This is a genomic window from Methylophilus luteus, assembly GCF_042676265.1.
Lineage (GTDB): Bacteria > Pseudomonadota > Gammaproteobacteria > Burkholderiales > Methylophilaceae > Methylophilus > Methylophilus luteus.
Map to the genome: position 1 here is coordinate 571,375 of NZ_JBHTKB010000001.1, position 24,414 is coordinate 595,788.

General features: G+C 53.6%; 25 protein-coding genes. 23 read left to right on the plus strand and 2 right to left on the minus strand.

Going from position 1 to position 24,414, the window contains the following annotated elements:
* The first annotated feature begins 16 nt into the window (after positions 1–16).
* The 9 genes from ACFQ1Z_RS02505 (at position 17) to ACFQ1Z_RS02545 (ending at position 10,519) form a co-directional block, all read left to right on the plus strand.
* Positions 17–1,963 carry a ribonuclease catalytic domain-containing protein gene (locus tag ACFQ1Z_RS02505; RefSeq protein WP_379055312.1) on the plus strand — a complete coding sequence of 649 codons (1,947 nt, stop codon included), beginning with the start codon at positions 17–19 and terminating at the stop codon, positions 1,961–1,963.
* Entirely contained in the window at positions 1,963–2,760 is a 798-nt protein-coding gene (locus ACFQ1Z_RS02510) for a polyamine aminopropyltransferase (RefSeq protein ID WP_379055314.1), read from the plus strand. The genes ACFQ1Z_RS02505 and ACFQ1Z_RS02510 overlap by 1 nt, the downstream gene beginning before the upstream one ends.
* A gap of 72 nt (positions 2,761–2,832) precedes the next feature.
* Positions 2,833–4,017, plus strand: a complete 1,185-nt coding sequence (locus ACFQ1Z_RS02515) for a THUMP domain-containing class I SAM-dependent RNA methyltransferase (protein WP_379055316.1) — start codon at positions 2,833–2,835, stop codon at positions 4,015–4,017.
* 38 nt (positions 4,018–4,055) lie between these two features.
* The gene (locus ACFQ1Z_RS02520) at positions 4,056–4,409 is read left to right on the plus strand and encodes a nucleotide pyrophosphohydrolase (protein ID WP_379055318.1); all 354 of its coding nucleotides are present in this window, start codon (positions 4,056–4,058) and stop codon (positions 4,407–4,409) included.
* 118 nt (positions 4,410–4,527) lie between these two features.
* Positions 4,528–5,070, plus strand: coding sequence for a sigma-70 family RNA polymerase sigma factor (locus tag ACFQ1Z_RS02525; RefSeq protein WP_379055320.1), 543 nt, complete (start codon positions 4,528–4,530; stop codon positions 5,068–5,070).
* The gene (locus ACFQ1Z_RS02530) at positions 5,067–6,092 is read left to right on the plus strand and encodes a FecR domain-containing protein (RefSeq protein WP_379055322.1); all 1,026 of its coding nucleotides are present in this window, start codon (positions 5,067–5,069) and stop codon (positions 6,090–6,092) included. The genes ACFQ1Z_RS02525 and ACFQ1Z_RS02530 overlap by 4 nt, the downstream gene beginning before the upstream one ends.
* Before the next feature lie 75 nt (positions 6,093–6,167).
* On the plus strand, positions 6,168–8,579 hold the full coding sequence (locus tag ACFQ1Z_RS02535) for a TonB-dependent siderophore receptor (RefSeq protein WP_379055324.1): 2,412 nt from the start codon (positions 6,168–6,170) through the stop codon (positions 8,577–8,579).
* A gap of 68 nt (positions 8,580–8,647) precedes the next feature.
* A complete protein-coding gene (locus ACFQ1Z_RS02540) occupies positions 8,648–9,925 on the plus strand; it encodes a PepSY-associated TM helix domain-containing protein (RefSeq protein WP_379055326.1) in 1,278 nt (425 codons plus the stop codon).
* A 93-nt stretch (positions 9,926–10,018) separates the two neighbouring features.
* Positions 10,019–10,519, plus strand: a complete 501-nt coding sequence (locus tag ACFQ1Z_RS02545) for an aminoacyl-tRNA deacylase (protein WP_379055328.1) — start codon at positions 10,019–10,021, stop codon at positions 10,517–10,519.
* Between the two features lie 25 nt (positions 10,520–10,544).
* Here ACFQ1Z_RS02545 and ACFQ1Z_RS02550 read toward each other — a convergent pair whose 3' ends face one another.
* A complete protein-coding gene (locus tag ACFQ1Z_RS02550; RefSeq protein WP_379055330.1) occupies positions 10,545–11,066 on the minus strand; it encodes a hypothetical protein in 522 nt (173 codons plus the stop codon).
* Positions 11,067–11,295: 229 nt separating this feature from the next.
* Here ACFQ1Z_RS02550 and pabC point away from each other — a divergent pair, with 229 nt between their 5' ends.
* The 9 genes from pabC (at position 11,296) to ACFQ1Z_RS02595 (ending at position 18,113) form a co-directional block, all read left to right on the plus strand.
* On the plus strand, positions 11,296–12,135 hold the full coding sequence (gene pabC / locus ACFQ1Z_RS02555; RefSeq protein WP_379055332.1) for an aminodeoxychorismate lyase: 840 nt from the start codon (positions 11,296–11,298) through the stop codon (positions 12,133–12,135).
* A gap of 21 nt (positions 12,136–12,156) precedes the next feature.
* Positions 12,157–13,158, plus strand: a complete 1,002-nt coding sequence (gene mltG / locus ACFQ1Z_RS02560; protein WP_379055334.1) for an endolytic transglycosylase MltG — start codon at positions 12,157–12,159, stop codon at positions 13,156–13,158.
* Between the two features lie 34 nt (positions 13,159–13,192).
* Positions 13,193–13,798, plus strand: coding sequence for a dTMP kinase (gene tmk / locus ACFQ1Z_RS02565; protein ID WP_379055336.1), 606 nt, complete (start codon positions 13,193–13,195; stop codon positions 13,796–13,798).
* Complete coding sequence (gene holB / locus ACFQ1Z_RS02570; protein WP_379055338.1) at positions 13,795–14,790, plus strand: DNA polymerase III subunit delta'; 996 nt, start codon at positions 13,795–13,797, stop codon at positions 14,788–14,790. Before tmk ends, holB begins: the two co-directional genes overlap by 4 nt.
* Positions 14,791–14,837: 47 nt before the next feature.
* Complete coding sequence (locus ACFQ1Z_RS02575; RefSeq protein WP_379055340.1) at positions 14,838–15,218, plus strand: PilZ domain-containing protein; 381 nt, start codon at positions 14,838–14,840, stop codon at positions 15,216–15,218.
* 102 nt (positions 15,219–15,320) lie between these two features.
* Positions 15,321–16,097, plus strand: a complete 777-nt coding sequence (locus tag ACFQ1Z_RS02580) for a TatD family hydrolase (RefSeq protein WP_379055342.1) — start codon at positions 15,321–15,323, stop codon at positions 16,095–16,097.
* Positions 16,088–16,849: an MBL fold metallo-hydrolase gene (locus tag ACFQ1Z_RS02585; protein WP_379055344.1), complete on the plus strand. Its 762-nt coding sequence runs from the start codon at positions 16,088–16,090 to the stop codon at positions 16,847–16,849. The genes ACFQ1Z_RS02580 and ACFQ1Z_RS02585 overlap by 10 nt, the downstream gene beginning before the upstream one ends.
* A gap of 128 nt (positions 16,850–16,977) precedes the next feature.
* Entirely contained in the window at positions 16,978–17,346 is a 369-nt protein-coding gene (locus ACFQ1Z_RS02590) for a hypothetical protein (protein WP_379055345.1), read from the plus strand.
* A gap of 215 nt (positions 17,347–17,561) precedes the next feature.
* Positions 17,562–18,113, plus strand: a complete 552-nt coding sequence (locus ACFQ1Z_RS02595) for an NAD(P)H-dependent oxidoreductase (RefSeq protein WP_379055347.1) — start codon at positions 17,562–17,564, stop codon at positions 18,111–18,113.
* Between the two features lie 118 nt (positions 18,114–18,231).
* Here the strand turns inward: ACFQ1Z_RS02595 and ACFQ1Z_RS02600 are convergent, their stop codons facing one another.
* Complete coding sequence (locus tag ACFQ1Z_RS02600) at positions 18,232–18,738, minus strand: hypothetical protein (RefSeq protein WP_379055349.1); 507 nt, start codon at positions 18,736–18,738, stop codon at positions 18,232–18,234.
* Between the two features lie 378 nt (positions 18,739–19,116).
* Here ACFQ1Z_RS02600 and ACFQ1Z_RS02605 point away from each other — a divergent pair, with 378 nt between their 5' ends.
* From ACFQ1Z_RS02605 to ku, 5 genes are all read left to right on the plus strand, one after another.
* Positions 19,117–19,446 (plus strand): hypothetical protein, encoded by a 330-nt coding sequence (locus ACFQ1Z_RS02605; protein ID WP_379055351.1) that lies wholly within the window; start codon positions 19,117–19,119, stop codon positions 19,444–19,446.
* 81 nt (positions 19,447–19,527) lie between these two features.
* Positions 19,528–20,175: an aldehyde dehydrogenase iron-sulfur subunit PaoA gene (gene paoA, locus ACFQ1Z_RS02610; protein WP_379055353.1), complete on the plus strand. Its 648-nt coding sequence runs from the start codon at positions 19,528–19,530 to the stop codon at positions 20,173–20,175.
* The gene (locus tag ACFQ1Z_RS02615; RefSeq protein WP_379055355.1) at positions 20,172–21,122 is read left to right on the plus strand and encodes an FAD binding domain-containing protein; all 951 of its coding nucleotides are present in this window, start codon (positions 20,172–20,174) and stop codon (positions 21,120–21,122) included. Before paoA ends, ACFQ1Z_RS02615 begins: the two co-directional genes overlap by 4 nt.
* A 2-nt stretch (positions 21,123–21,124) precedes the next feature.
* A complete protein-coding gene (gene paoC / locus ACFQ1Z_RS02620; RefSeq protein WP_379055357.1) occupies positions 21,125–23,386 on the plus strand; it encodes an aldehyde oxidoreductase molybdenum-binding subunit PaoC in 2,262 nt (753 codons plus the stop codon).
* Positions 23,387–23,531: 145 nt separating this feature from the next.
* A complete protein-coding gene (gene ku, locus ACFQ1Z_RS02625; protein ID WP_379055359.1) occupies positions 23,532–24,404 on the plus strand; it encodes a non-homologous end joining protein Ku in 873 nt (290 codons plus the stop codon).
* The last annotated feature ends 10 nt before the right edge of the window (positions 24,405–24,414 follow it).

A 24,414-nucleotide genomic window follows, 5' to 3' on the forward strand; every position in this document is an offset into this window, starting at 1 on the left:
CTCAAAATCTCCCGCAATGAATGTTTTTTACGAAGAAGACGGTGGCTTCAAGGTCGCTTCCATTATGTCCGAAGCGGACAGCAGCATGCAGGTCGAGGCCAGCAGCGGCAAGCGCAGCAAGATCAAAACCGCCAATGTGCTGATGCGGTTTGAAGGCAGTCTGGCCGGGTTTCTTGAAACGGCACAGGCCGAAGCCGAAACGCTGGACACCGATTTTTTGTGGGAATGCAGTGGCGAGTCTGAATTCGGTTTTGAAAGCCTGGCTGAAGAATACTATGGCGGCAAACCCAGCCGTCAGCAAGCGGCAGCGATCGCCCTCAAACTGCACGGTGCGCCCATGTATTTTTACCGCAAGGGTAAAGGCCAGTACAAGGCGGCGCCGGAAGAAACGTTAAAGGCCGCGCTGGCGGGGGTTGAGAAAAAACGCCAGCAAGCCGAATTGATGCAGTCTATGGCCGCGCAGCTCACTGCCAAACAGTTACCTGACAGTTTCACGGCCAAGCTGGACCAGTTGCTTTATGCGCCTGATAAAAACGCCATGGAGTGGAAAGCACTTGAGCAGGCTGCCGGCGAGCTTAAAAAATTGCCGGTGCAGGTATTGCATGAAGCCGGCGCTATCCCGTCTATCCATGATTACCACCTGGGCGCTTTTTTGCGTGAGTATTTTGCGCATGGCACTGATTTCCCCGATTATGCACTGGCGCCTATGGAGCAGGAGTTGCCGCTGGCAGCAGTGCAGGCATTCAGTATCGATGACAGCACCACTACCGAGATCGATGATGCGCTATCGGTGACCCCGCTGCCCAATGGCAATACCCAGGTCGGTATCCATATTGCCGCGCCAGCGCTGGGTATCGCACCGCGCGAGGCCCTGGATCACGAAGTGATGAAGCGCCTTTCTACCGTGTATATGCCGGGTCATAAGATCACCATGCTGCCGGAAACCGCTATCCGCCCGTTCAGCCTGGACGCCGGTGAAACCAAGCCGGCCTTGTCTTTGTATCTTGAGGTCGCCGCTGACTACACTATCGTGCAGCAGCACAGCCGCCTGGAGCGCGTGCAGATCGCGCATAACTTGCGGCACGACACATTAGAGCCTTACTTCAACGAAAATACCCTGGAAACCGACAGCGGCCATCCGTTGTGGCAGCCGCTGGTGTTCCTGTTTCGCTTTGCCGAAAGCCTGGAAAAAGCGCGTGGCAAATACGACCCTAGCAAGCCACAGCCGGTGGATTACAATTTTTATGTCAGCGATGGCCTGGTCAGCATCGTCAACCGCCAGCGTGGCTCGCCCATGGATAAACTGGTGGCAGAGCTGATGATAGCCGCCAACAGCCAGTGGGGCTTATTGCTGGCCGAGCACGATGTGTCCGGCATCTACCGCGCGCAAAATGGCGGCAAAGTGTATATGACCACCAAGGCCGAAGGCCACCAGGGCCTGGGTGTGGCGCAATATGCCTGGTGTACCTCGCCTTTGCGTAGGGCGGTCGACCTGATCAACCAGCGCCAGATCATCAGCGTACTGACCATGCAGCCAGCTGTGTATGCTGCCCATGGCGACGAGATCGTTGGCCATATGCGCAATTTTGACCAGACCTATAATGCCTATAACGAATTTCAGACCCGTATGGAACGTTACTGGTGCCTGCAATACCTGGTGCAGGAAAACATACAGGAAGTGGAAGCTACCGTCTGGCGCGAAAATCTGGTGCGCCTGACTGGCATGCCCTATATGACCAAAGTACACGCCTTGCCGGTGCTCAAGCCTGGCAGCAAGGTGCAATTAGCGGTGCAAAAGATAGACACCTTGCTGATGGAACTGGAATGCAGGTTTGTGCGCGTGGTTGAAGAGACCGTAGCCGAAGAAACCGTAGCTGACGAAACCGCCGCCGAAGAAATCGCAACCAATGGCGCAACCCCAGAAACCGGTGACACGGCCGCAGATGTGGTGGAAAACGCATAATGTTCAAACTTAACCGTAAAATCCATAAAGCGATCTCCGAGCTGGAGATGGTAGAAGTCACCGAAGTCGATGGCGTGCGCTCCATGCACCTGGGTTCACCCACCATACAGAGCAGCATGAAAGTGAAAGACCCGTTTGCGCTGGTGCTGGCTTACTCCTGGGGCATGCTGAGCAGCCTGTTGTTCAAGCCGGATATCCACAATACCATACTGGTAGGGCTGGGCGGCGGCTCTATCGCCAAATACGTCTGGCAAGCCTGTCCGCAGATCAAACAGACCGTGATCGAGCTCAACCCGCAAGTCATACAGGTCGCGCGCAGCCATTTTTTTGTACCAGACGATGATGAGCGGCTGAGCATAGTCGAAGGCGATGGCATCGCCTATATCCAGCAGCATCCCGGCAGTTGCGACTGGCTGATGATGGATGCATTTGGCAGCAACGGTTTGCCGCCCGACTTTTGCACACAGGCTTTTTTTGATGATTGTGCCGAAGCCCTGACGCCGGATGGCCTGTTCGCCATCAATCTGTGGGGCTCAGACAAAAAATTCGATATTTACATGCAGCGCATAGAGCAGACCTTTGAGCAGCGCGTATTGATGATGCCCACCGGCAAGCCGGGCAATATCATCGTGTTCGGCTTTATGCCAGAACTGGCCATGCCTGATCTGATCACCTTGCGCAAACGCGCGCAGGAAGCCATGCAGACCCATGCGATCCAGTTCCTGGATCTGATAGACCGTCTGCAAGGTGCAAACCCCAACGACGGCAAAGCTTTTACCCTGGGCAGAGATAGCTAGCCATGGCTGGCGTATAGCCGTCAGCCTTGCCCAACCATTAAGTTGATATTCAACTAGAAAATCAGAGAAAACATGCGTAACCATTATTTTGCGACCTGCCCACGCGGGTTGGAAACACTGTTAACCGAAGAGCTCAAACTCAGCGGGGCCAATGACATCAAACCTACCGATGGCGGCGCCAGCTTTAGCGGTGACCTCGGTGTGTGTTACCAGATCAACCTGCATTCGCGCGTGGCGACCCGTGTGCTCATGCAGGTAGGCAATGGCCAATATGCCACTGAAGAAGATATTTACCAGGGCGCATTGAAGGTCAACTGGCCAAACTGGTTCAATGTCAAATACAGCATGATGGTGAAAGTCACCGCGGTACGCAGCCCGCTGAAAAGCCTGGAATTCATCACCTTGCGCGTCAAAGACGCCATTTGCGACAAATTCCGCCAGGCGGTGGGCAGCCGTCCCAATATCGATACGCGTGAGCCGGATATCAGGGTGCACGTCTATCTGACCAGCGACCGTTTCCTGCTCTATGTGGATACCTCGGGTAACCCCTTGTATCAGCGCGGCAACCGCAAAAACACCATAGAAGCGCCGCTGCGTGAGAACCTGGCCGCGGGTATCCTCAAGCTTTCAGGCTGGCAGCCAGGCCAGGCATTGCTGGACCCCATGTGTGGCAGCGGTACTTTCCTGCAGGAAGCCGTAATGATGGCGCTCAATATCGCCCCTGGCCTCAACCGCAATTTCGGCTTTGAAAAACTCAAAAACTTTGAATCAGACACTTTCAAAAAGATACGCAATGCGGCAGCCAAAGCGGTCAAGCCGGTCAGCTTCCAGAAGATCTATGGCTCGGACATGGATCTGCGCGCGGTACGCGTCACCAAGCAGAACCTGGAAATGGCGGGCTGGAGCGACGCCGTGCAACTGAGCCACGTTGAATTCACCAAGCTCGCGCCACCGGCCGACAGCGGCGTGCTGGTCGCCAACCCGCCTTACGGCGTGCGTATAGGCGAAGACGAAACGCTGGCCGAGCTATACCCGCAAATGGCGGTCACGCTAAAGCAACAGTTCAGTGGCTGGAACACCTATTTCCTGACCAACGACTTGCGTATGCCCAAGCTGATGCGTTTAAGCCCCAGCAAAAAAACACCCTTGTTCAACGGCCCGCTCGAATGCCGTTTGTTTGAGATCAAAATGGTGGCCGGCAGTAACCGCCGCGAAAAACCTGACTCAACTGAGGCCAAGCCTCAAGCTAAAGAATAAGGGCTATATCCAGTTCAACACTTTTACGATAGGCAACTATGGCAGATTCAATTGATGCATTACGCACACGCGTGAATAATTTCGTTGAGGAACGTGAATGGGCACAATTCCATTCGCCGAAAAACCTGGCCATGGCCATGATCGTAGAAGCGGCAGAAGTGGTAGAACATTTCCAGTGGATGACCGAAGCGGACAGCCGCCAGCTGGATCAGGCCACCAAAGAGAAAGTCGGCCATGAGCTGGCCGATACTTTCGTCTATCTGATGCGCATCGCCGAAGTCTGCGGTATAGACCTGATCGCCGCGGCCAATGCCAAGATCGACCTCAATGCACAAAAATACCCGGTAGATAAATGCAAAGGCAGCAACGCCAAATACACTGAATACCAGTAAAGCGGTAGCGCTGGCTATGACTTTGCCCAAGTGAGTTTGACTTGATAAATGTATCGCTGGGTCAGCGGTTTACTGTCTTTTGCTTGTCGCACATTGTCGACAGCAGCAGGTGAGTGGTATGATGAGAATAATTATCATTTGCCTGCTTATCTCCATGCTGACCCCGGCACAATCTGTAGAATTCGACCAGCTCTATCTTGATCATCATGCCTGGTTGCAAGGCTGGTTCTGTAAAAAACTGGGCGGGCAGTTCCATGCCGATGACTTTACCCAGGATGCGTTTGTGCGCTTGTTGTTAAAGCGTGTAGAGCAGCAGCCGTTCACTACGCCACGTTTCTATCTGTTGCATATTGCCAGGGGCTTGTTGATCGATCACTGGCGCCGGCAAGCGATAGAGAAAAACTACCTGGAAACCCTGCAGCAGTTAGCACCGGAAGTCGTACCTTCAGTAGAGTTGCAGGCTATCCTGCTGGAAACGCTGGTGCAGATCGATGCCATGCTGGCAAAGCTGCCTGTCAAGGTCCGCAGCGCCTTCTTATCGGCACAGATTGATGGCTTAAGCTACCGACAGATCGCCGCAGAACTCTCAGTATCCGAGCGCATGGTGAAAAAGTATATGGCGATCGCCATGCTGCATTGCCTGCAGTTCAAACAAGCATGACCAGCCATACAAACAGCATGAAGGTGCCGCCAGCAGCAAACAGCGACAGCCAGGCTGATGCATTGCAGCAAGCCGCTGAATGGTTTGCGGTGTTGCGCAGCGAGCAGGCGGATGCCGCGGATCATGCCGAGTGGAAACTGTGGCTGGATGCACATCGTGCACATCAGGACGCCTGGCTGCAGGTGGAATCCATCAAAACCACTCTAGACAGCCTGGCCAGATCCGGTCATCCGCATGCTGCCAAAGCTGCGCTGTTAAAACCCACAGATACTACACGCCGCCAGGCACTTAAACTGTTAGGACTGGCTGGCCTGGGCCTGTGCTCCGGCGCCATGTTCAAGCGCTATAGCCCATGGCGCGACTGGGTGACCGACCTGGCGGCCAGCCACATCAACTATAGGGTCAACGTCGGCCAGGCCAGGCTGTTCACCCTGACGGAAGGCAGCAGGATGTGGTTGAACACCGATAGCCAGGCGCAGGTGAGTTACAGCCTGGCCTTGCGCCGCATCACATTGCTAGGCGGTGAACTGCTGATAAGCACCGCCAGGGAAACCCCGCTGTTTGACCGGCCTTTGGTGGTCGACACTGACCATGGCAGGATGACAGCACTGGGCACGCGCTTTACCGTGATGCACAACCGGCATGAAACCTATATCGCTGTGTACGAAGGGGCGGTCACCATACTGACCGCCACTAGCGGGCAGCGCCAGCTGGTCAACGCAGGAGAGCAGTGCCGCTTCGATGCGCAAGCCATACAAGCACTGCAGCCTGCAGAAAAAGCACGCGAAGCGTGGACGCGCGGCATTCTGCTGGCAGATGACAGGCGGCTGGATGATTTTGTGGCAGAAGTATCGCGTTACCGTCAGGGAGCTATCACTGTCGCGCCCGATATCGCCCATATGCGCATCATGGGTGCTTTCCCTGCTAACGATACCGATGCCATCCTGGCCTCCCTCACTGAGACGCTACCGGTAAAGATCCAGCGCTACGGCAACGCCGATATTCGGCTGGTCAAAAAATAATTTCAAATTGAGTTCCCTTTTTCTAAACCTGTCCGGTTTAGCTTATGAAGAAACATTTTTATAAAAGGGAATACCATGCAAGCGCACTTAATAAAACCTGTCCGCAAAGTGATACAGGTACTGTTTGTAGGCCTCACTTTCACCACGCTGTATCAGGCAGGCATCAGCCAGGCACAGGCCGAAACAGCTGCCCCGGCCAGAAAGACCTTTCAGATCGCACCTGGCCCTTTGGCCAAGGTGCTGAGCGAGTTTGCGGCAGAAGCGGGCGTGCTGATGTCTGCCAGTGCCAGCCTGGCTGATGGCATGCACAGCCAGGGTCTGCAGGGCAGTTATAGCGTGGAAGAAGGCTTTGCCGCGCTGCTTGCCACGACCGGTCTGGTAGCCTCAAAAAATGACAGCGGGCGCTACACCATTACCCGCAAGCCGGTGGACAGGGCATCGCCGGACGTATTGCCTGAGGTTCAGGTACAGTCGGCTAAAGAGACCAGCAACAGCAACGCTTATGCCGGTGGCATGATAGCCAGGCGAAACCGGCTGGGTATGCTGGGCGATATTGATGTGCAGGACGCTCCCTTTAATGTCACCGGCTTTACTGAAGAAGCCATCGCCAACCAGCAGGCAAGCACTATCGCCGATGTGGTTGCCAGAGACCCTTCAGTACGCAGGACCGCACCCAGTGGCGATGTCGCCGATGCGTTTTTCGTGCGCGGTTTTCCGATAGGGGACAATAATATCGGTGAGATCGCCTTTGATGGCCTGTTTGGCGTCGCCCCTAACTATCGCCTGATGACAGACTATGCAGAACGCGTAGAAGTACTCAAGGGCCCGGCCGCCATGCTTTATGGCATGTCACCCAACAGCGGGGTCGGTGGCAGTATCAACCTGGTGCCTAAACGGGCGGGCAATGACCTGACGCGGGTGAGGCTAGGCTATACCAGTGGCGGCCAGCCTAACGGGGCGGTCGATGTCAGCCGCCGGCTGGGGGATGCACGCCAGTTTGGCATACGTTTCAACGGCAGCCATCGTGACGGCGACACGCCTATAGATCACCAGTCACAACGCGCCACGCTGGGCGCACTGGCCCTGGATTATCAGGGCGAGCGCCTGCGTGCAACGCTGGACCTGATAGACCAGGTGGAGAAAGTGGATGGGCCATCCCGCCGCCCGTTCCTGACGGCCGGCGTTGCCGTCCCTGGCGCGCCGGATAACCGCACTAACATCACGCAGCGCTGGGAGTGGTATGACAGCCATGAGCGATCAGCATTGTTGCGTGGCGAATACGAACTGCATGATCAGTTAGCCGTGTTTGGCAGCTATGGCCTGGCACATTCCATTGTAGACCGCCTGTTTAACACCCCGGTGATCGCCAACACCGCCGGAAACACCAGTGTCACGCCCGCGCGGGCAGAGTTTGAGGTAGACCGTCATTCTGCCGAGGCAGGTGTGCGAGGCAAGTTCGACACTGGTCCGCTGAAACATCAGGTGACATTGCAATTCAGCCAATATGAAGACAAATATTCGCTGGGCAGTGTCAACGGGCAGGCTTATAGTTCCAATATCTATACGCCTATCGCGCAGCCGGCCCAGTATGTCGCTGCGCCTGCCAGCGTGACCCGACGCTCGGAAAATACCCTGAGCGGGGTCGCGGTGTCAGATAGGCTGTCCATACTTGATGAGCAGTTGCAACTGACGCTGGGCCTGCGCCGGCAGCAGGTGCAGTCTGATACTTACAGCCCGACCACCGGTGCCAGGACCGCCAGTTACGATCAGCATGCAGTGACGCCTATGGCCGGGCTGCTGTTCAAGCCCTGGCAGCATGTGTCGCTGTATGCCAACTACAGCGAAGGCCTGAGTAAAGGTGATATCGCACCGGCCGGCACCAGCAATGTAGGCGAAGCCTTTGCCCCTTACAAGGCAAAGCAGCACGAAGTCGGTGTCAAGGTCGACCATGGCCAGATCATGACCACAGTGAGCGTGTTTCAGATCGAACGTCCTGCCAGCCAGACCAGCAATGGCCGCTTTGCCGTAGACGGCGAACAGCGTAACCGCGGACTGGAGTTAAGCGTATACGGTGCGGTGGCTGAAGGTGTGCGCCTTTACAGCGGTGCGACCTTTATTGATGCCGAACTGACTAAAACCAACAATCCGTTGACCCGTGGTAACAATGCCGTTGGTGTACCAAGGATGCAACTGTCGTTGAATGCAGAGTGGGACATTCCTTTACTGTCCGGTTTTACCCTGACCGGTGGCTTGTTTCACAGTGATGACCAGTATGTGAACCAGGCCAATACGCAAAGTCTGCCATCGTGGACCACGTTCGACCTCGGTGGACGCTACCGCACCCAGCTGGCTGGCAAACCGCTGGTACTGCGCGCAGACCTGCGTAACGTGACGGATAAAGATTACTGGGCCGGCGCTTCCACCTATGGCACCTTGTCCCTGGGTGCACCGCGCACGCTGCTACTGTCTGCCACTATGGACTTCTGATCCGGACCATTACCTGAGCCCTGTCAATATCGCGAAATCATAAAAACGTAGTTATAGAAAGTAGTTAAATGCGTCAACTCTTTGTCATCTGGCACCGCTATATCGGCCTGGTCATGACCCTGTTTCTGCTGGTAGCTGGTGTCACTGGTACTATGCTAGCCTTTTATGGCGAGCTTGAAGCGCTGCTACATCCGCATATCATGCGCATCACGCCTGCCTCCGGCCAGCAGCTGATAGATCCCATCGCTCTGGCGGAACAGGTAGAGCAACGTTATCCGCATGCCGTGCTTAACCGTATCCCGCTGCATTATGAATCAGGTAAACCCATGCGCTATTTTTTGCAGCCGCTGCCGTCAGCATCGGCAGAGAGCCTGCAAAATAACGAGATATTCATAGATCCATACACCGGGGCAGTGCTGGCTGAGCGTAAATGGGGCGATATCTCGCAAGGGCTGATCAATCTGCTGCCTTTTATCTACCGCCTGCATTTCTCGCTGGCAGTTGATAAATGGGGGCGTACCCTGTTTGGCATCATTGCGCTAATGTGGACCCTGGATTGTTTAGTCGGCGCTTACCTGACCTTTCCGCCACGGCAAGTATCTGCCAGATCTAGGCCTGGCGGTGCGGTCACTGGTGGTATGGTGTCTGCTATGGCGAACTGGTGCCGGCGCTGGAAAAAAGCATGGCAGGTGCGCTGGGGCAGCGGGTTTTATAAAGTCAGTTTTGATCTGCACCGGGCAGGCGGCTTGTGGGTGTGGGCCATGCTGTTTGTGTTTGCCTGGAGTGGGGTCGCTTTTAACCTGGCCGAAGTATACCGTCCGGTCATGACGCAGCTGTTTGCCAGCCAGCAGACCGAGAGCGAATTAGCTGCTATTCAACCAGCTCCGGCACTACCTGGCTTGAACCGGCAACAGGCTCTGGCTCGCGGCCAGCTATTGATGCAGCAAGCAAGCGCAGACAAGAAATTCGCTATCCGCTTTGAAAACCGGCTGACCTATCTGCCTAACAAAGGTATCTATAGTTATGCTGTGAATTCCAGCCTGGATGTCTCAGACGAGGTCGCCAATACCAGGGTCATGTTTGATGCACAGGATGGCCGATTGCTGGCATATTATTATCCGAGCAGCGTCGCCAGCGGCAATACCGTGACTGAATGGCTGCTTGCTTTGCATACCGCGCGCATGGGCGGTGTGCCCATGCAGGTTTTTGTTTCGCTGATGGGGATGACAGTCGTCGGCTTGTCTCTGACTGGCGTCTATCTTTGGTGGCGTAAACGCAAGGCGAAAATGGCGGCTAAAGGCCAGGTCTCACGCCTGCAAAAATCAGCAGTGACAGCCGCGGGTTAAAAAACAGGCGTGCGGGTTCAGAGCTGGGTTTAGACCTGGCTTCAGACTTGGCAGTACAATACTGGCATAGATTCCTAACCAGGTTAAAGACATATGCAGACCCAGATCACTTCTCCAGTCACAGAGCTACTTAGCCAGCACGCTTATGATTTCCAGGTCATAGAGATCCCGCTGAGCGAAGATAAAAAGCCTATCCGTAGCCTGGAGGAATTGCTGACGGCACAAGGTCTGCAGCCACAGTCTGTGGTGCGCAGCGTGGTGTTCAAAGGTGAGAACAGTGGCTACAGCCTGCTGGCGGTGGCCGGTGGCGGCCGTGCCGATTGGGCCTTGTTGCGCCAGCACCTGGGCGAGCGTAAATGCCGCATGGCTGAATACGACGAAGTGCCTGAAGCGACCGGTTATGTGGTGGGGGCAGTGCCACCGCTAGCCTTGCCGCCCGGCTTGCGCGTGCTGGTAGATAACAGTGTTGCCGACTATGAAACAGTGGTCATAGGCAGCGGCGTGCTCGGTTATGCGCTGGCACTTAAATCAGTAGATCTGCTGGCTTTGCTGGCAGATAAGGAAAAGGGTCATTTTGTGAAGGTGGAAGCTTAAGGGCAGGGGCTGGGGGCTAGTTAGCTTAGCCTCCCAGCATGGTTTTTATCGAAGCATTTTTCGCTTTTTCTACCATCACTGCGGCTTTTTCTGGGTTGTTACTTATTTCGCCAGCCCAGTCTGCACTCTCGCCATCCTGTTCAGAATCACTGTCACTAACACTAAGACTGTCACTGGCACTAAGACTGTCACTGGCACTAAGACTGTCACTGGCACTAAGACTGTCACTGGCCATCATGCCCAGTAAACCACTGCTATCCTGATTAGATTCATCATCATTGCCAAACAGCATCATGCTGTTGCTGAGCTGTATCTGCCGCATTTGCTGTAACAGGCCTTGCGCGGTATAGATCTCTGTGGTGTTGCCGCTCTGGCCCAGCGTGACTTGTGCGCTGGCCGAGGCGTTATCTTTCGCCTTGTTATCTTTGGCAGGGGCAACTGCTTTTTCTGCAGTCTGCGCCGCAGCGGCTGTGCTAGCGCTGGCGTCGGCGCTGTAAGCCTTGTTGATCATGGCTGCCAGGTTGCTCTGGATACTGGGAAGTGACATGCATGCCTCCGGTAAAAGTGCAGCTACAATAGCTGATAACCTGTTAACGGCATCTGAACATTAAACTTTAGAAAATTGTTTAATTCTGGCTACACTATTTTTGGCCAGGCTGATCGGCGAGCGCCAGTGTGCAATTTCTGTCGCCGATTTCTGCCTTAGGCTGCGTGGTTGCAGCGGTTTTATGGTAAGGTTTCAGCCTTATTCAGGTACATGCATTTTCTCCTCTAACATGACGACTGTCCGCTATTGTGTAAACGGCAAACTGGTGAACGGCATTGCTCCCACCAATCGCGGCTTTGCCTATGGCGACGGCGTTTTCCGCACCATGCGCCTGCTCAATGGCGAGTTGCAGGACTGGCCGCTGCATTACCAGACCCTGGTCGCCGACTGCAGCAAGATACAGATCGTGTGCCCCTCAGCCGAGTTGCTGATGCAGGAGTTCAAGTACTTTATGGCTAGCGCCAGCGAAGCAGAAGTGCAGTTCAGCATCCTCAAGATCATCATCACGCGTGGCGAAGGTGCGCGTGGCTATGCGCCACCGGCAGTGAGTGAGCCGACGCGGGTGCTGATCCTGAGCCCGTTGCCGGCATATCCGGCCGAGATCTATGCGCAGGGCATCGCGCTGTATACCTGCCAGACGCGGCTGGCGCATCAGCCGCTGCTGGCCGGTATCAAGCATTTGAACCGCCTGGAGAACGTGCTGGCGCGCGCCGAACTCAAAGACCCGCGCTTTTTTGACGGTTTGCTGCGCGATTATGATGACCATGTGATAGAGGCAGTCAGCGGCAACCTGTTTATCCGCAAGGACGGCCTGGTGATGACGCCGGTGCTGGAGAGTTGTGGCGTGGCCGGGGTGATGCGGCAAAAGATACTGGACTGGTACAAAACGCAACGGCAGACCGTGCTGGTGACAACACTCACCATGCAGGACCTGCTCAGTGCCGAGGCCATCGTCATCGTCAACAGTGTCTATGGAGTGTTGCAGGTCTCGCATATAGACGAGCAGGCGGTTTCGACCAATCACTGGGCGAAAGAGCTCAGGTCACAGTTGCATTATGTGACGCATTAGAAAACGGTTTGATCAGGCACTATGTTGAAGAAAAGTTTTAAATACGCGCTGGCGATAGTGGGCTCATCCGGGCTGGCGCTGGCGTTGTGGATAGTCATTTACATGATACGGCCATTGCCCATGGCGGCTGAAACCATAGGCATGCAGATCCCGGCCGGTGCCAGTGTGCGCGGCATTGCCGACCAGCTGGTGTCGGCGGGTGTGCTCAGCGAGCCTTACAGCTTTCTACTGGTGGTGAAACTGACAGGCAGCGGCAGCCGGCTGCAGGCGGGCGATTATGCGCTGAACGCGCCGCTACAGGTGCTGGGTCTGATAGATCTGCTCAAACATGGCACGTTTGACCAGTTCAAGCTGCAGCTGACCGAGGGCAAGACCTTTGCCGATTTTAGGCAAAAGCTGGCGCAGATGCCGGGCATACGCCATGAAACACTCAATCTGTCTGATATGGAGTTGATGCAGCTGGTCAGTGGTGAAGCGGTCGCCCCTGAGGGCTGGTTCTTCCCCGACACCTATTTTATCGACAGCAATAGCAGTGATATCGATATGTATAAACGTGCTTACCAGAAAATGCAGAAATACCTGGCTGCCGCCTGGGAGACACGCCAGTCAGGGCTGCCCTATAAAACCCCGTACGAAGCCCTGGTGATGGCTTCTATCGTCGAAAAAGAAACCGGTGTCGAAGTCGAGCGCCCGCAGATCGCCGGTGTTTTCGTCAACCGTTTACGGCTGGGCATGCGCCTGCAGACCGACCCTACCGTGATCTATGGCATGGGCAGCCGTTACCAAGGCAATATCACGCGACGCGACCTGCTCACGGATACGCCGTATAACACTTATACGCGCAGTGGCTTGCCGCCTACGCCTATCGCCTTGCCTGGCCTGGCTTCGATACAGGCGGCATTGCACCCTGCCAATACCAGGGCGCTGTATTTTGTGGCTAACGGGCAGGGCAGGCATGTGTTCACCAGCACGCTGGAAGATCACAACAAGGCAGTCCGTGCCTATCAGTTAAAAAAGCATTAATCAATTCAAGCACAATGATGTGGGAAAGTAAGTAATGGCAGGTTTGTTTATCACTCTGGAAGGCATGGACGGCGCGGGCAAAAGCACGCATATCCCCACTATGCTGAACTTGCTGGCGGCATCAGGGCGCGAGGTCGTTGCTACCCGTGAACCAGGCGGCACCCCTTTGGGCGAACAGTTGCGTGAGCTGCTGCTGCATCAGGAGATGCATGTAGAAACCGAATCGCTGCTGATGTTTGCGGCCAGGGCCGAGCATCTGCAACAGCTGATCCTGCCGGCGCTGGCACGCGGTGCCATCGTCGTGTCTGACCGCTTTACCGATGCTTCCTACGCTTATCAGTGCGGTGCCCGCGGATTGCCGCTGGCCAAGATGCAGGCGCTGGAAAGCTGGGTGCAGGGTGATCTGCAACCTGACCTTACCTTGCTGTTCGACGTGCCGGTTGAAGTCAGCCTGCAACGCCTGGCCGGCGCACGCACACCAGACAAGTTTGAAGCGCAGGGCGCTGAATTTTTTGCCAGGTTGCGTGCCCAATACTTAGCGCGTGCGGCTGAGTTTCCGCAGCGTTTTCGCGTCATAGATGCCAACCGTAGCCTGGAACAAGTAAAGAAATCAGTTGAAGAAATCATTCTATCATTATGATTAATAATGTTTATCCGTGGCAAGAATCGCTGTTTGCGCACTGGGTGCATGCAGGCGAGGGCAGGCATCATGCCTTGCTGTTTCATGGCAAGACCGGCATAGGTAAACTGGCGTTCGCACAAACGCTGGCAGCAGGCTTGCTATGCTCACAGCCGCAAGCCAATGGCATCGCCTGCGGGCAATGCCAGTCCTGCCACTGGTTGGCAGAAGGTGCGCACCCCGATTTCAGGGAGATCACGCCTGAAGACGATGACGCGGCTGATAGCAGCAAAAAGAAGACCCGCAAGCGGCAGCAGATCGTCATTGACCAGATCCGTGCCTTGCATGATTACCTGGCCCTGACCAGCCACCAGGTGGGTGGCATGCGTGTGGTGCTTATACATCCGCTGGAAGCAATGAATGTGGCGGCTTCCAATGCTTTATTGAAACTGCTGGAAGAGCCGCCGCAGCGCACGCAGTTCCTGCTGGTTTCGCACCAGCGCCAGGCCTTGCTGCCTACCATTCTTAGCCGTTGCATGCAGGTGGATATGCCGGTACCCAGCCATGCGCAGGGTTTGCAATGGTTGCAGGCGCAGTCTGTCGCGCAGGCAGACTGGGTGTGGCACTATAGTGGTGGCGCGCCGACCACGGTATTACAGGATGACCTGGACTGGCATGGCTGGTATCAGCAATGGAGCCCGCACCTGACACGCGGCGCGGCCATGGATATTGCGCTGGCGGGTGGTGTGCTGATCAAGCAGGGCATGGCGGCAGCCATCCAGGTGTTGCAGAAATGGTTGCTGGATCTGTGGCTGTCGCGCCACCAGCTGCCCTTGCGTTACCACCCTGACGCAGCGGCTACTTTACAAACACTTGCAGCTAAACTCGAATTGTCACGCCTGCTGGCATTTCAACAGCAGCTGAATCGCTTTAAAATGACTGCACAGCATCCCTTGAATCAGGAGCTGCAATTGGAGCAATTATTGCTTCAATACAAGAAAATGTTTGGCTGACCGGCACTGACAGGAAAAACAGGCCGCAAGGCTCAGGAGCGCATTGCATGACAGACACCCAACCACCTTCGACCATTAACCCTGCCGGGCCGGCCAAGCCCGGGGTATTGTCATTGGCGATCCGTGAAAAAGCCGCCTTGTTCGCGGCTTATATGCCGTTTGTCAAAGGCGGTGGCTTGTTTGTCCCTACCAGCAGGCCGTTCAAAATGGGCGAAGAAGTATTCATGTTGCTGACCCTGCTTGATGACCCGCACAAGCTGAAGATAGTCGGTAAAGTGATCTGGGTCACGCCGCAAACGGTGAACAATAAACCGCAGGGTATGGGCATACAGTTCAGCGACAAGGATGGTGGCATAGAGGCGAAAAAGCGCATAGAGACTATACTAGGCGCAGCCCTCAAATCCAGCCGGCCTACGCATACGTTTTAGCGCACAGGCTGCGATGCTACGCCCGGATAGCAGCGCCGCGATACAGCAGTACACTATAGCTAACCTATAGAGCTACCCTATAGCAACCCAAATGGATTTTTCATGCTTGTAGATTCACATTGCCACATCAATTTTCCCGAGCTGGTCCAGAATATGGATCAGCTGCGTGCCGATATGCAGGCCAACCAGGTCGGGCATGCGCTATGCGTGTCTGTGACACTGGATAAGTTTCCCGAAGTACTGGCGATCGCAGAGCAGTACCCGAATATCTATGCATCAGTCGGCGTGCATCCTGATTATGAAGACTTGCAGGAGCCTAGCGTAGAGCAACTGGTGGCGCTGGCAGATAACCCGCGCGTGGTGGCCATAGGCGAAACCGGCCTGGATTATTTCAGGCTCACCGGCGACCTCGAATGGCAGCGTGAACGTTTTCGTACCCATATCCGTGCCGCAAAAGCTACCGGCAAACCGCTGATCATACACACCCGCAATGCGGCAGCAGACACTATCCGCATTATGCAGGAAGAGGGCGCGGCTGAAGTCGGCGGGGTCATGCATTGTTTTACCGAAAGCTGGGAGGTGGCGCAGGCGGCGATAGCGATGGGGTTTTATATCTCGTTTTCTGGCATAGTCACGTTCAAGAATGCGCTGGCATTGAAAGAAGTCGCGCAAAAAGTGCCACTGACCTCCATGCTGGTGGAAACCGACTCGCCTTACCTGGCGCCTATCCCTTTCCGTGGCAAAACCAACCAGCCCGCCTATGTCAGGCATGTGGCAGAAGAGATCGCCCGCCTGCGCGATATTCCATTGCAAGCCGTGATGGATGCCACCACCGCTAATTTTTTCAAGCTGTTTAAACACGCGCAGCCATGCAACTGACCATACTGGGTGCCGGTTCAAGTGCAGGCACGCCCGCCCTGGGCTGCACCTGCGCGACCTGTGTCTCCACTGACGCGCGCAATAAACGCACGCGTTGTTCCAGCGTAGTGACGCTGGACGATGGCCGCGTGATCCTCATCGATACCTCACCTGATCTGCGCCAGCAGGCGCTGCGGGAAAAGCTGCTGCGTGTCGATGCCGTGCTGTATACCCATACTCACGCCGACCACCTGCACGGCATTGATGACTTGCGCGCTTTCTGCCAGATCAACCGCTCCCAGATCCCGCTCTACAGCTACCCGGAAGCCATCAGCCATATACAGGACAAGTTCGGCTATACCCTGCGTGAGCCTAGTCATTACTGGGATCTGCCGGTGCTGGCCGCCCACGTTGTAGAAGCGCCTTTTAGTGCCGCCGGGGTGCAGGTGACCCCGATACCGGTCATGCACGGCAAGATACGCATCTATGCCTACCGCATAGGCGACCTGGTCTATATGACCGATGTCTCCGCTATCCCGGAATCCTCGTTCGATTTATTGCAAGGGGTGGATGTGCTGCTGATAGACTGCCTGCGCGAAACGCCGCACCCCACCCATGTCAGTGTCAGTGAATCTCTGGCCCTGATAGAGCGCATAGGTGCCAGACGCAATGTGTTGATCCATATGACACATGAGCTGGAATACCATGCCTTGCAGGCGCGCCTGCCTGCGCACGTGGCTGTCGGTTACGATGGCTTGCAATTATCGCTGTAACTGCCAGTGCCAGCTTTTTTGGCGGCTTTTTGCCTGGTTGTAGTCAACCAGAATGGTCCATAAACAGTTATACTTTCACAAATAAAATAATTGTTAATAGATTTGATTTTGGGACACAGGAAATAAACATGAAGTTTTACGCAAAAATCTCAGCCGTGATCATCGCTTTTGCCGTGTTATTCAGCGCCACCTCTGCGTTCGCAGCTAAAGCTTATGACGAAAACGCTTTTATCAATGGCTTTAGTGGCAAGTCGAAAAAAGTGGTGCTAGAAAAACTAGGCCAGCCTTTCAAAAAACAGCAATCGGTAAAACCTAGCAACGCCGGCAATATGATCGCAGGCATGGGCAAGGGTGAGCAGAACAGCAAGCCGGTGCAGGTAGAGATGTGGTACTACAAAAACCTGGTCAAATATGACGCCAAAAACACCTACAAAGAAACAGAAATGACATTCGTCAATGACAAGGTCGTCAATATCGGATTCTTCAATAATCGCTGATAGACGCAAGTCGTCAACCGGCGCATTCAACAAGCTGTGTCTGATGACACAGCTTTTTTTATGGCGCTGCTAGTGTGTGATATTCAACATTTGCGCCATATATACATGTTTGTATGGCAACATTTAAATCATAAGTTATTGATTATAAATGCATAAAAATATGGCATTTAATTTGCTATTCCTAAGTCTGACTTATTTATACTAGGAAAATAGAAATGCCAAGAATCGTTGGGGTATCCGGAAATATCACTGCACCTTCAAGAACACTTTCTTTAGTGGATGCTGTCGTGGCCAAAGCCAGTCAGAAGTTTCATAGCCCGGGTGAGGTGATCGATATCTCCAGGCTGACTGCAGACCTGGGCCCTACGGTATCTTTCAACAACTTTCCGCCGGCGCTGACCCAGGCCTATGACAAGCTGCACCAGTCCGACCTGATCGTGATCGGTACCCCGGTGTACAAGGCCTCTTACACCGGCTTGCTCAAACACTTTTTTGACCTGGTAGACCCGAAGAAGCTAACCGGCAAAGTCGCCATCCTGGTGGCGACCGGCGGCAGTGACAACCATGCCCTGGTGCTGGAATCACACTTGCGTAGCCTGGCCAGTTTCTTTGGTATTTACACCATCCCGACCACCATTTATGCCAAGGACATCGAGTTTAAGGATTACCAGCTGGAAAGCCCGCTGATAGAACAACGTATAGACCAGGCGCTGGAGCAAGCCGGCGTGCTGATCAAGCAACACCTGCCTGAGACACTGGTTGCCTGAACATAAGCTAGCAGTCAGCAAAGAAACAATCAGTGCACAAATAAAAAGGGGATTTACATCCCCTTTTTTATGCTTTGCCGCCTTCTTAAAACTAAGGCGCTAGCTAGCCGATCACAGTTTATATGCGGTTGAGCTCAGGATTGCCCCAGTCACTCTGGAATCGACGTGTATCTTCATCATTCCTTGAGTTGAGACCGATTAGAATCCCGCCATCTTTTACATCAGTTTCGTATTTTTTCAATGTGTCTTCCGGTATACCCCAACCGATCAGGGCGCCGACCAAACCTGCGGTCACACCACCAGCACCCGCGCCTGCAATTCCAGCGGCTAATGGGCCAGCGATCACCAAACCTAAACCTGGAATAGCCAGTACAGTACCAGCGGCCGCGATCGCAGCAGCAATGGCACCCGCAGTTGCACCAAGCGCACCACCGACGGCAGCACCCTCAGCGGCTTTTGTGCCGACTTCTGTTTCCAGGGTGGCATGTTTGCCGTAATAACGCTCACGGGTTTCCTCAGACATGATCACATTGATTTCATTTGCGCTATATCCCGCTTCAGTCGCTGAAATATAGGCGCGCTCTGCGCTATCCTGATCCTTAAATAAACCTGTCACTGTAGTCATCTCTATCTCCAAATTGATTTTTTATTCGAGCAGCCAGTGTATGCAGTGGTGCAGAGTGTTGCGAGTGTGATTAGTCTGATATGGATGTAGGATAGGTCGCACGTCACTCAAATACCTTTTGCAGAGCAGAATTTTTGTAGAGCTGAGTTTCAAGCACTTGTAAGGTATGTCCTACAAATAAGCTAGCAATCGTCTGATGATTAAAATCATCATCATCTATTACCATTTTGTTCAACCAGCCATACCCGTACCTGCTCTGTCTTGAGCTTCCTCAGTATTCAACTGCAGGGTTAGATTCCGCGAGTTCATGCAGAATTTCCTTGAACATAAAGGCCAAGGAATATTTCTTATAGAAATTTAATTGATTTGGAGATTGCTTTGATTGCAAAAGAAAATCCTGAAAACGATAGCCGCATAGAAAGTAGTCTGAACCCTGATATCACGGTGTCTATAGATACTGAAGAAACTGATATTGATCCAGACTCTGCAGATTACGAAGCCGACCCCAGCCAGGCAGACACCATAGACCCGGATATCATTAATTCATCCACACAGGGAATTAATGTAGGACCAACGGTCTCTCACTCTTCGGAATCTGATGCTTCTGAACCGAATGACGAAGTGGATGCTGATGAAGAACTGGATGCAGAAGAAATAGATCCGGACAAGATCAATATTGGTACCAGTAATCCTAACGTTGGATTCTGAAGTGATTTGCAATCGATGAATAGATATTAAAACTGCCAAGGCATTGCAGTTTTTTATTCATCCATGTTTTGAGGAATGAGAATGGCGGAATTCGATCCACACAGGCGTAAATTCATAAGAAATACTGCAGCTTCAAGTGGAGCGATAGCGATAGCAAAAATTGGTAGCGAGGCTGAAGCCAAGTCCGTGATCCAACCCTCACAGAGCGCTGAACCTTCCAAGGTGAATGTGTTGTTGCGTGTGAATGGCACTGAGCACCAGTTGCTGGTCGATTCCCGCACCACGCTACTTGACGCATTGCGCGAACGCCTGCATCTCACCGGTACCAAAAAAGGCTGTGATCAAGGCCAGTGCGGTGCCTGTACAGTCATCGTCGATGGGCGACGCATCGCCTCTTGCCTTACGCTTGCAGTGATGCAAGAAGGGCATGACATCACCACCATTGAAGGCTTAGGCACGCCAAATAATCTGCACCCCATGCAGAGTGCTTTTATCAAACATGATGGCTATCAATGCGGGTTTTGTACGCCTGGCCAGATCTGTTCCGCGGTCGCTATGCTGGATGAGGTCAAAGCTGGGATTCCCAGCCATGTGACTGCAAACCTGACCCGTCCCATCAAAATAAGCAGCGATGAGTTCAGAGAGCGTATGAGTGGTAATTTATGCCGCTGCGGTGCCTACTCTAATATCCAGGAAGCCATTGCAGAAGTGGCCGGGAACAAGCTATGAAAGCATTCACCTACGAGCGGGCAAATCTCCCTGTTGAAGCTGCGGTAAAAGCGGCACGTATCCAGAATTCAAAATTTATCGCCGGCGGTACCAACCTGCTGGATCTGATGAAGCTGCAGCTTGAGACCCCCAGCCATCTGATCGACATCAATGACCTCGGATTAGACAAGGTTGAACCCACTAAAGAAGGTGGCTTAAGGATAGGTGCCCTGGTGCGCAATACAGATCTTGCCGCGCATCAATTGGTACGGCGCGATTACGCTGTGCTTTCCCGAGCCTTGCTTGCCGGTGCTTCCGGCCAGTTGAGAAATCAGGCGACTACCGCTGGCAATCTATTACAGCGTACCAGATGTCCGTATTTTTACGATACTAACCAGTCGTGTAACAAGAGAGAGCCCGGAACGGGCTGTCCGGCAGTGGGCGGTTTCAGCCGCCAGCATGCCATCGTAGGGGTGAGTGAGCATTGCATCGCCACGCATCCCAGCGACATGGCGGTCGCTATGCGGCTGCTGGATGCCAGCGTAGAAACACTGCGTGCCAATGGCACAACAAGAACCATACCGATTGCTGAATTACACCGGCTGCCTGGCAATACACCCCATATAGAACATACACTTGAGAATGGCGAGTTGATCACTGCCGTGACACTGCCACGGCCCTTAGGCGGCGTGCATATTTACCGTAAGGTCAGGGACAGGGCATCTTATGCTTTTGCACTGGTCTCTGTTGCGGCCGTTATTCAGGCAGATGGGTCAGGCCGGGTGGCATTAGGCGGCGTGGCCCATAAACCATGGCGATCAGAAGAGGCTGAACGGGCGCTGCCCGCAGGTGCCAGGGCGGTAGCAAGCAAGTTGCTGGCTGATGCACGTACCACGCATGACAATGCATTTAAAGTGAGCCTGGTAGAACGCACACTTGCCTCAGTAATAAATGAAGCGAAAGCATAACCATGAAATTCGATACCCCTGCCAAGAACAACCCTATCGATCAGATGAAGGTCGTGGGTCAGCCCATATCCCGCATTGATGGACCGCTCAAAACCACAGGCACAGCCCCTTATGCCTATGATAGATATGACGTAGTCTCTAACCAGGCTTATGGCTATATTCTCGGCTCTGCGATCGCAAAAGGCCGCATCACATCTATCAACCTTGCTGCCGCCAAGGCTTATCCTGGTGTGATCAGCATCGTGACTTACCAGAACGCAGGCAAGCTCGGCAAAGGCAAGTTGAATACTGCGCATTTGTTAGGCGGGCCAGAAATACAGCATTATCACCAGGCGATCGCGATTGTGGTGGCAGAAACCTTTGAACAGGCGCGGGCAGCCGCCCACCTGATCCAGGTGAAATATGAGCGTGCCAAAGGTTACTTTGATCTGCAGGCAGAAAAGCACAAGGGTGTCGCCAAGGGGGATTCGGGTGGCCCGGGCGAAAGTGCCGTAGGCGATTTCGAGACGGCGTACACTGCAGCAGCTTTAAAGCTGGATGCGACATATTCCACTGCTCATGAATCGCATGCCATGATGGAACCGCATGCCACCATTGCAGCCTGGGATGGGGGTCATCTGACGCTATGGACTTCTAACCAGATGATAGACTGGGCCGCGGATAGTATAGCCAAGACGCTAGGCATCAACAAAGAAAAAGTACGCGTCATCTCTCCTTATATTGGTGGCGGGTTCGGCGCCAAATTGTTTTTACGCACCGATGCCTTGATGGCTGCACTGGCAGCCAGGGCAGCGCAACGGCCGGTCAAGGTGTCCTTGCAGCGCGCTTTGATCCCCAACAATACCACGCATCGTTCTGCCACCATCCAGCGCATACGCATAGGCGCTCAAGCGGATGGATTGATCACCGCTATAGGCCATGAAAGCTGGTCGGGCAATTTGCCTGAGGGTAGGTCTGAGGCCGGCTCGCAGCAGACGCGCTCGCTGTATGCAGGCGCAAACCGCATGACAGCTAACCGCGTATCCATACTGGACTTACCCGAGGCGAATGCCATGCGGGCACCAAACGAGGCTTCCGGCCTGGCTGCGCTGGAAATCGCCATGGATGAAATGGCAGAAAAACTAGGCATGGACCCGATAGAGTTCCGCATCAAGAATGACACGCAGATCGTGCCTGATGCCACTAAACCGTCCGCCGATAAAAAAGCCACCAAAGCGGATGAGAAAGATCAGCCTGACGCCAATCCGCCATTCTCCTTGCGGCAGTTGGTCAAATGCTTTCAGGTCGGCGCAAAAAAGTTTGAATGGAACAAGCGAAAAGCCAAGCCTGGCGAGCTGCGTGACGGCCGCTGGTTGATAGGCTTAGGCATGGCCACCGCTTATCGGGATAACGTAGTGACTAAATCAGCTGCACGCGTACGTCTGGATAAACGTGGCAATCTGACGGTTGAAACCGACATGACAGATATAGGCACCGGTAGCTACACCATCATTGCCCAGACCGCTGCGGAAATGATGGGTATCCCTATGTCCAAGATCAACGTCAGACTGGGTGATTCCACTTTTCCGGTTTCGGCTGGCTCAGGTGGTCAGTGGGGCGGTAACAGCTCTACTTCCGGCGTATACGCTGCTTGCGTCAAGTTGAGGGAAGCCATTGCGCAAAAAGCAAACTTCCCGATTGACGATGCGGTATTTGCTAATGAGAAAATCAGCCATCAATCACAGAGTTTCACACTGGCTGAATTGGCCGGTCACCAGGGTATCGCCGCAGAAGATATGATTGAATTTGCCGGTCTTGATAAAAAGTACAAACAGTCAACCTTTGGCGCGCATTTCGTAGAGGTAGCGGTGGATGCGTACACCGGCGAAACGCGCATACGGCGCATGCTTGCCGTCTGTGCAGCCGGGCGCATCCTTAATCCAAAAACGGCACGTAGCCAGGTCATAGGCGCAATGACAATGGGCGTGGGTGCTGCCTTGATGGAATCCCTGGAAGTCGATAAACGCTATGGCTATTTCGTTAATCATGACCTTGCCGGTTATGAGATCCCGGTCCATGCCGATATTCCTCACCAGGAAGTGATTTTTATTGAAGAAACAGATCCCATCTCATCGCCTATGAAGGCGAAAGGGGTAGGTGAGCTCGGTATTTGCGGGGTGGCAGCGGCGATCTCAAATGCCATTTACAATGCTACCGGGGTAAGAGTGCGTGATTATCCTGTCACACTGGACAAGCTGATAGTCAACATGCCGATCAGGCTGTGATTTGAGATGGCTGTGATTTGAGCCGACAAGGATCTGCTAGTAAATCTTAGGATTTTTCCTACAACGATTTCAGCGCAACCACGCTATATGCAGTACTGCAAAAAATCGATGATGTATGCTCGCGATCATCATCGAAAGTCTTCATATGTCACGCCCGATCTGGAAAGGTGCCATTAGCTTTGGTTTAGTGCATGTGCCTGTGGAATTACATTCAGCAAGTACTTCTTCGGGTATAGACCTGGACTTGTTGGATAAGCGTGATTTTGCGCCGGTAGGCTATAAAAAATACAACAAATCCACAGGTAAAGAAGTCACCCAGGAAGATATCGTCAAAGGCTATGCTATTGAAAAAGATGAATACGTTGTTTTGACAGATGCTGATCTGCGTAAGGCTAACCCGGAAAGTACTCAGACCATAGATATTCTGTCCTTCGTAGAAGCGAGTGACATCCCCGTTATTTTCTTTGAACAACCTTATTACCTGGTTCCGTCTAAAGGCGGTGAAAAGGTTTACGCACTGCTGCGTCAGACTTTGGAGCGCTCTGGAAAACTCGCTCTGGGTCAGGTTGTGATCCGCACCAAGCAACATCTGGCTGCCTTGATGCCGCTGCAAGAGGTGATCGTGTTGAACCTGCTGCGTTATCAGGAAGAGATCCGCGAGTTACCCGAGATCCCTTTACCAAAATCAGGCAAACAGTCTTTAGTCTCGGCCAAAGAAGTGGAGATGGCCTTATCGCTGGTGAAGGATATGACAGAGAGCTGGAACCCAGAGCAATATCAGGACACCTATCGTCAGGATATTCTTAAGTTGGTGCAGAAGAAGGTCAAGGCCAAGCAAACGCATTTCCTCACTGAACCCGACAGCGATGCTGTTAAAACTAAAGATGCAAAACCAAGCAATGTAGTGGATCTGCTGCAACTGCTTAAAAACAGCCTGGGCGACAAAAGTGGCAAGTCTAAATCAGCCAAACCTAGATCAGACAAACCTAGCAAAACAGCTGACAAGCAGTCTGCCTAGCAGGAGCGCG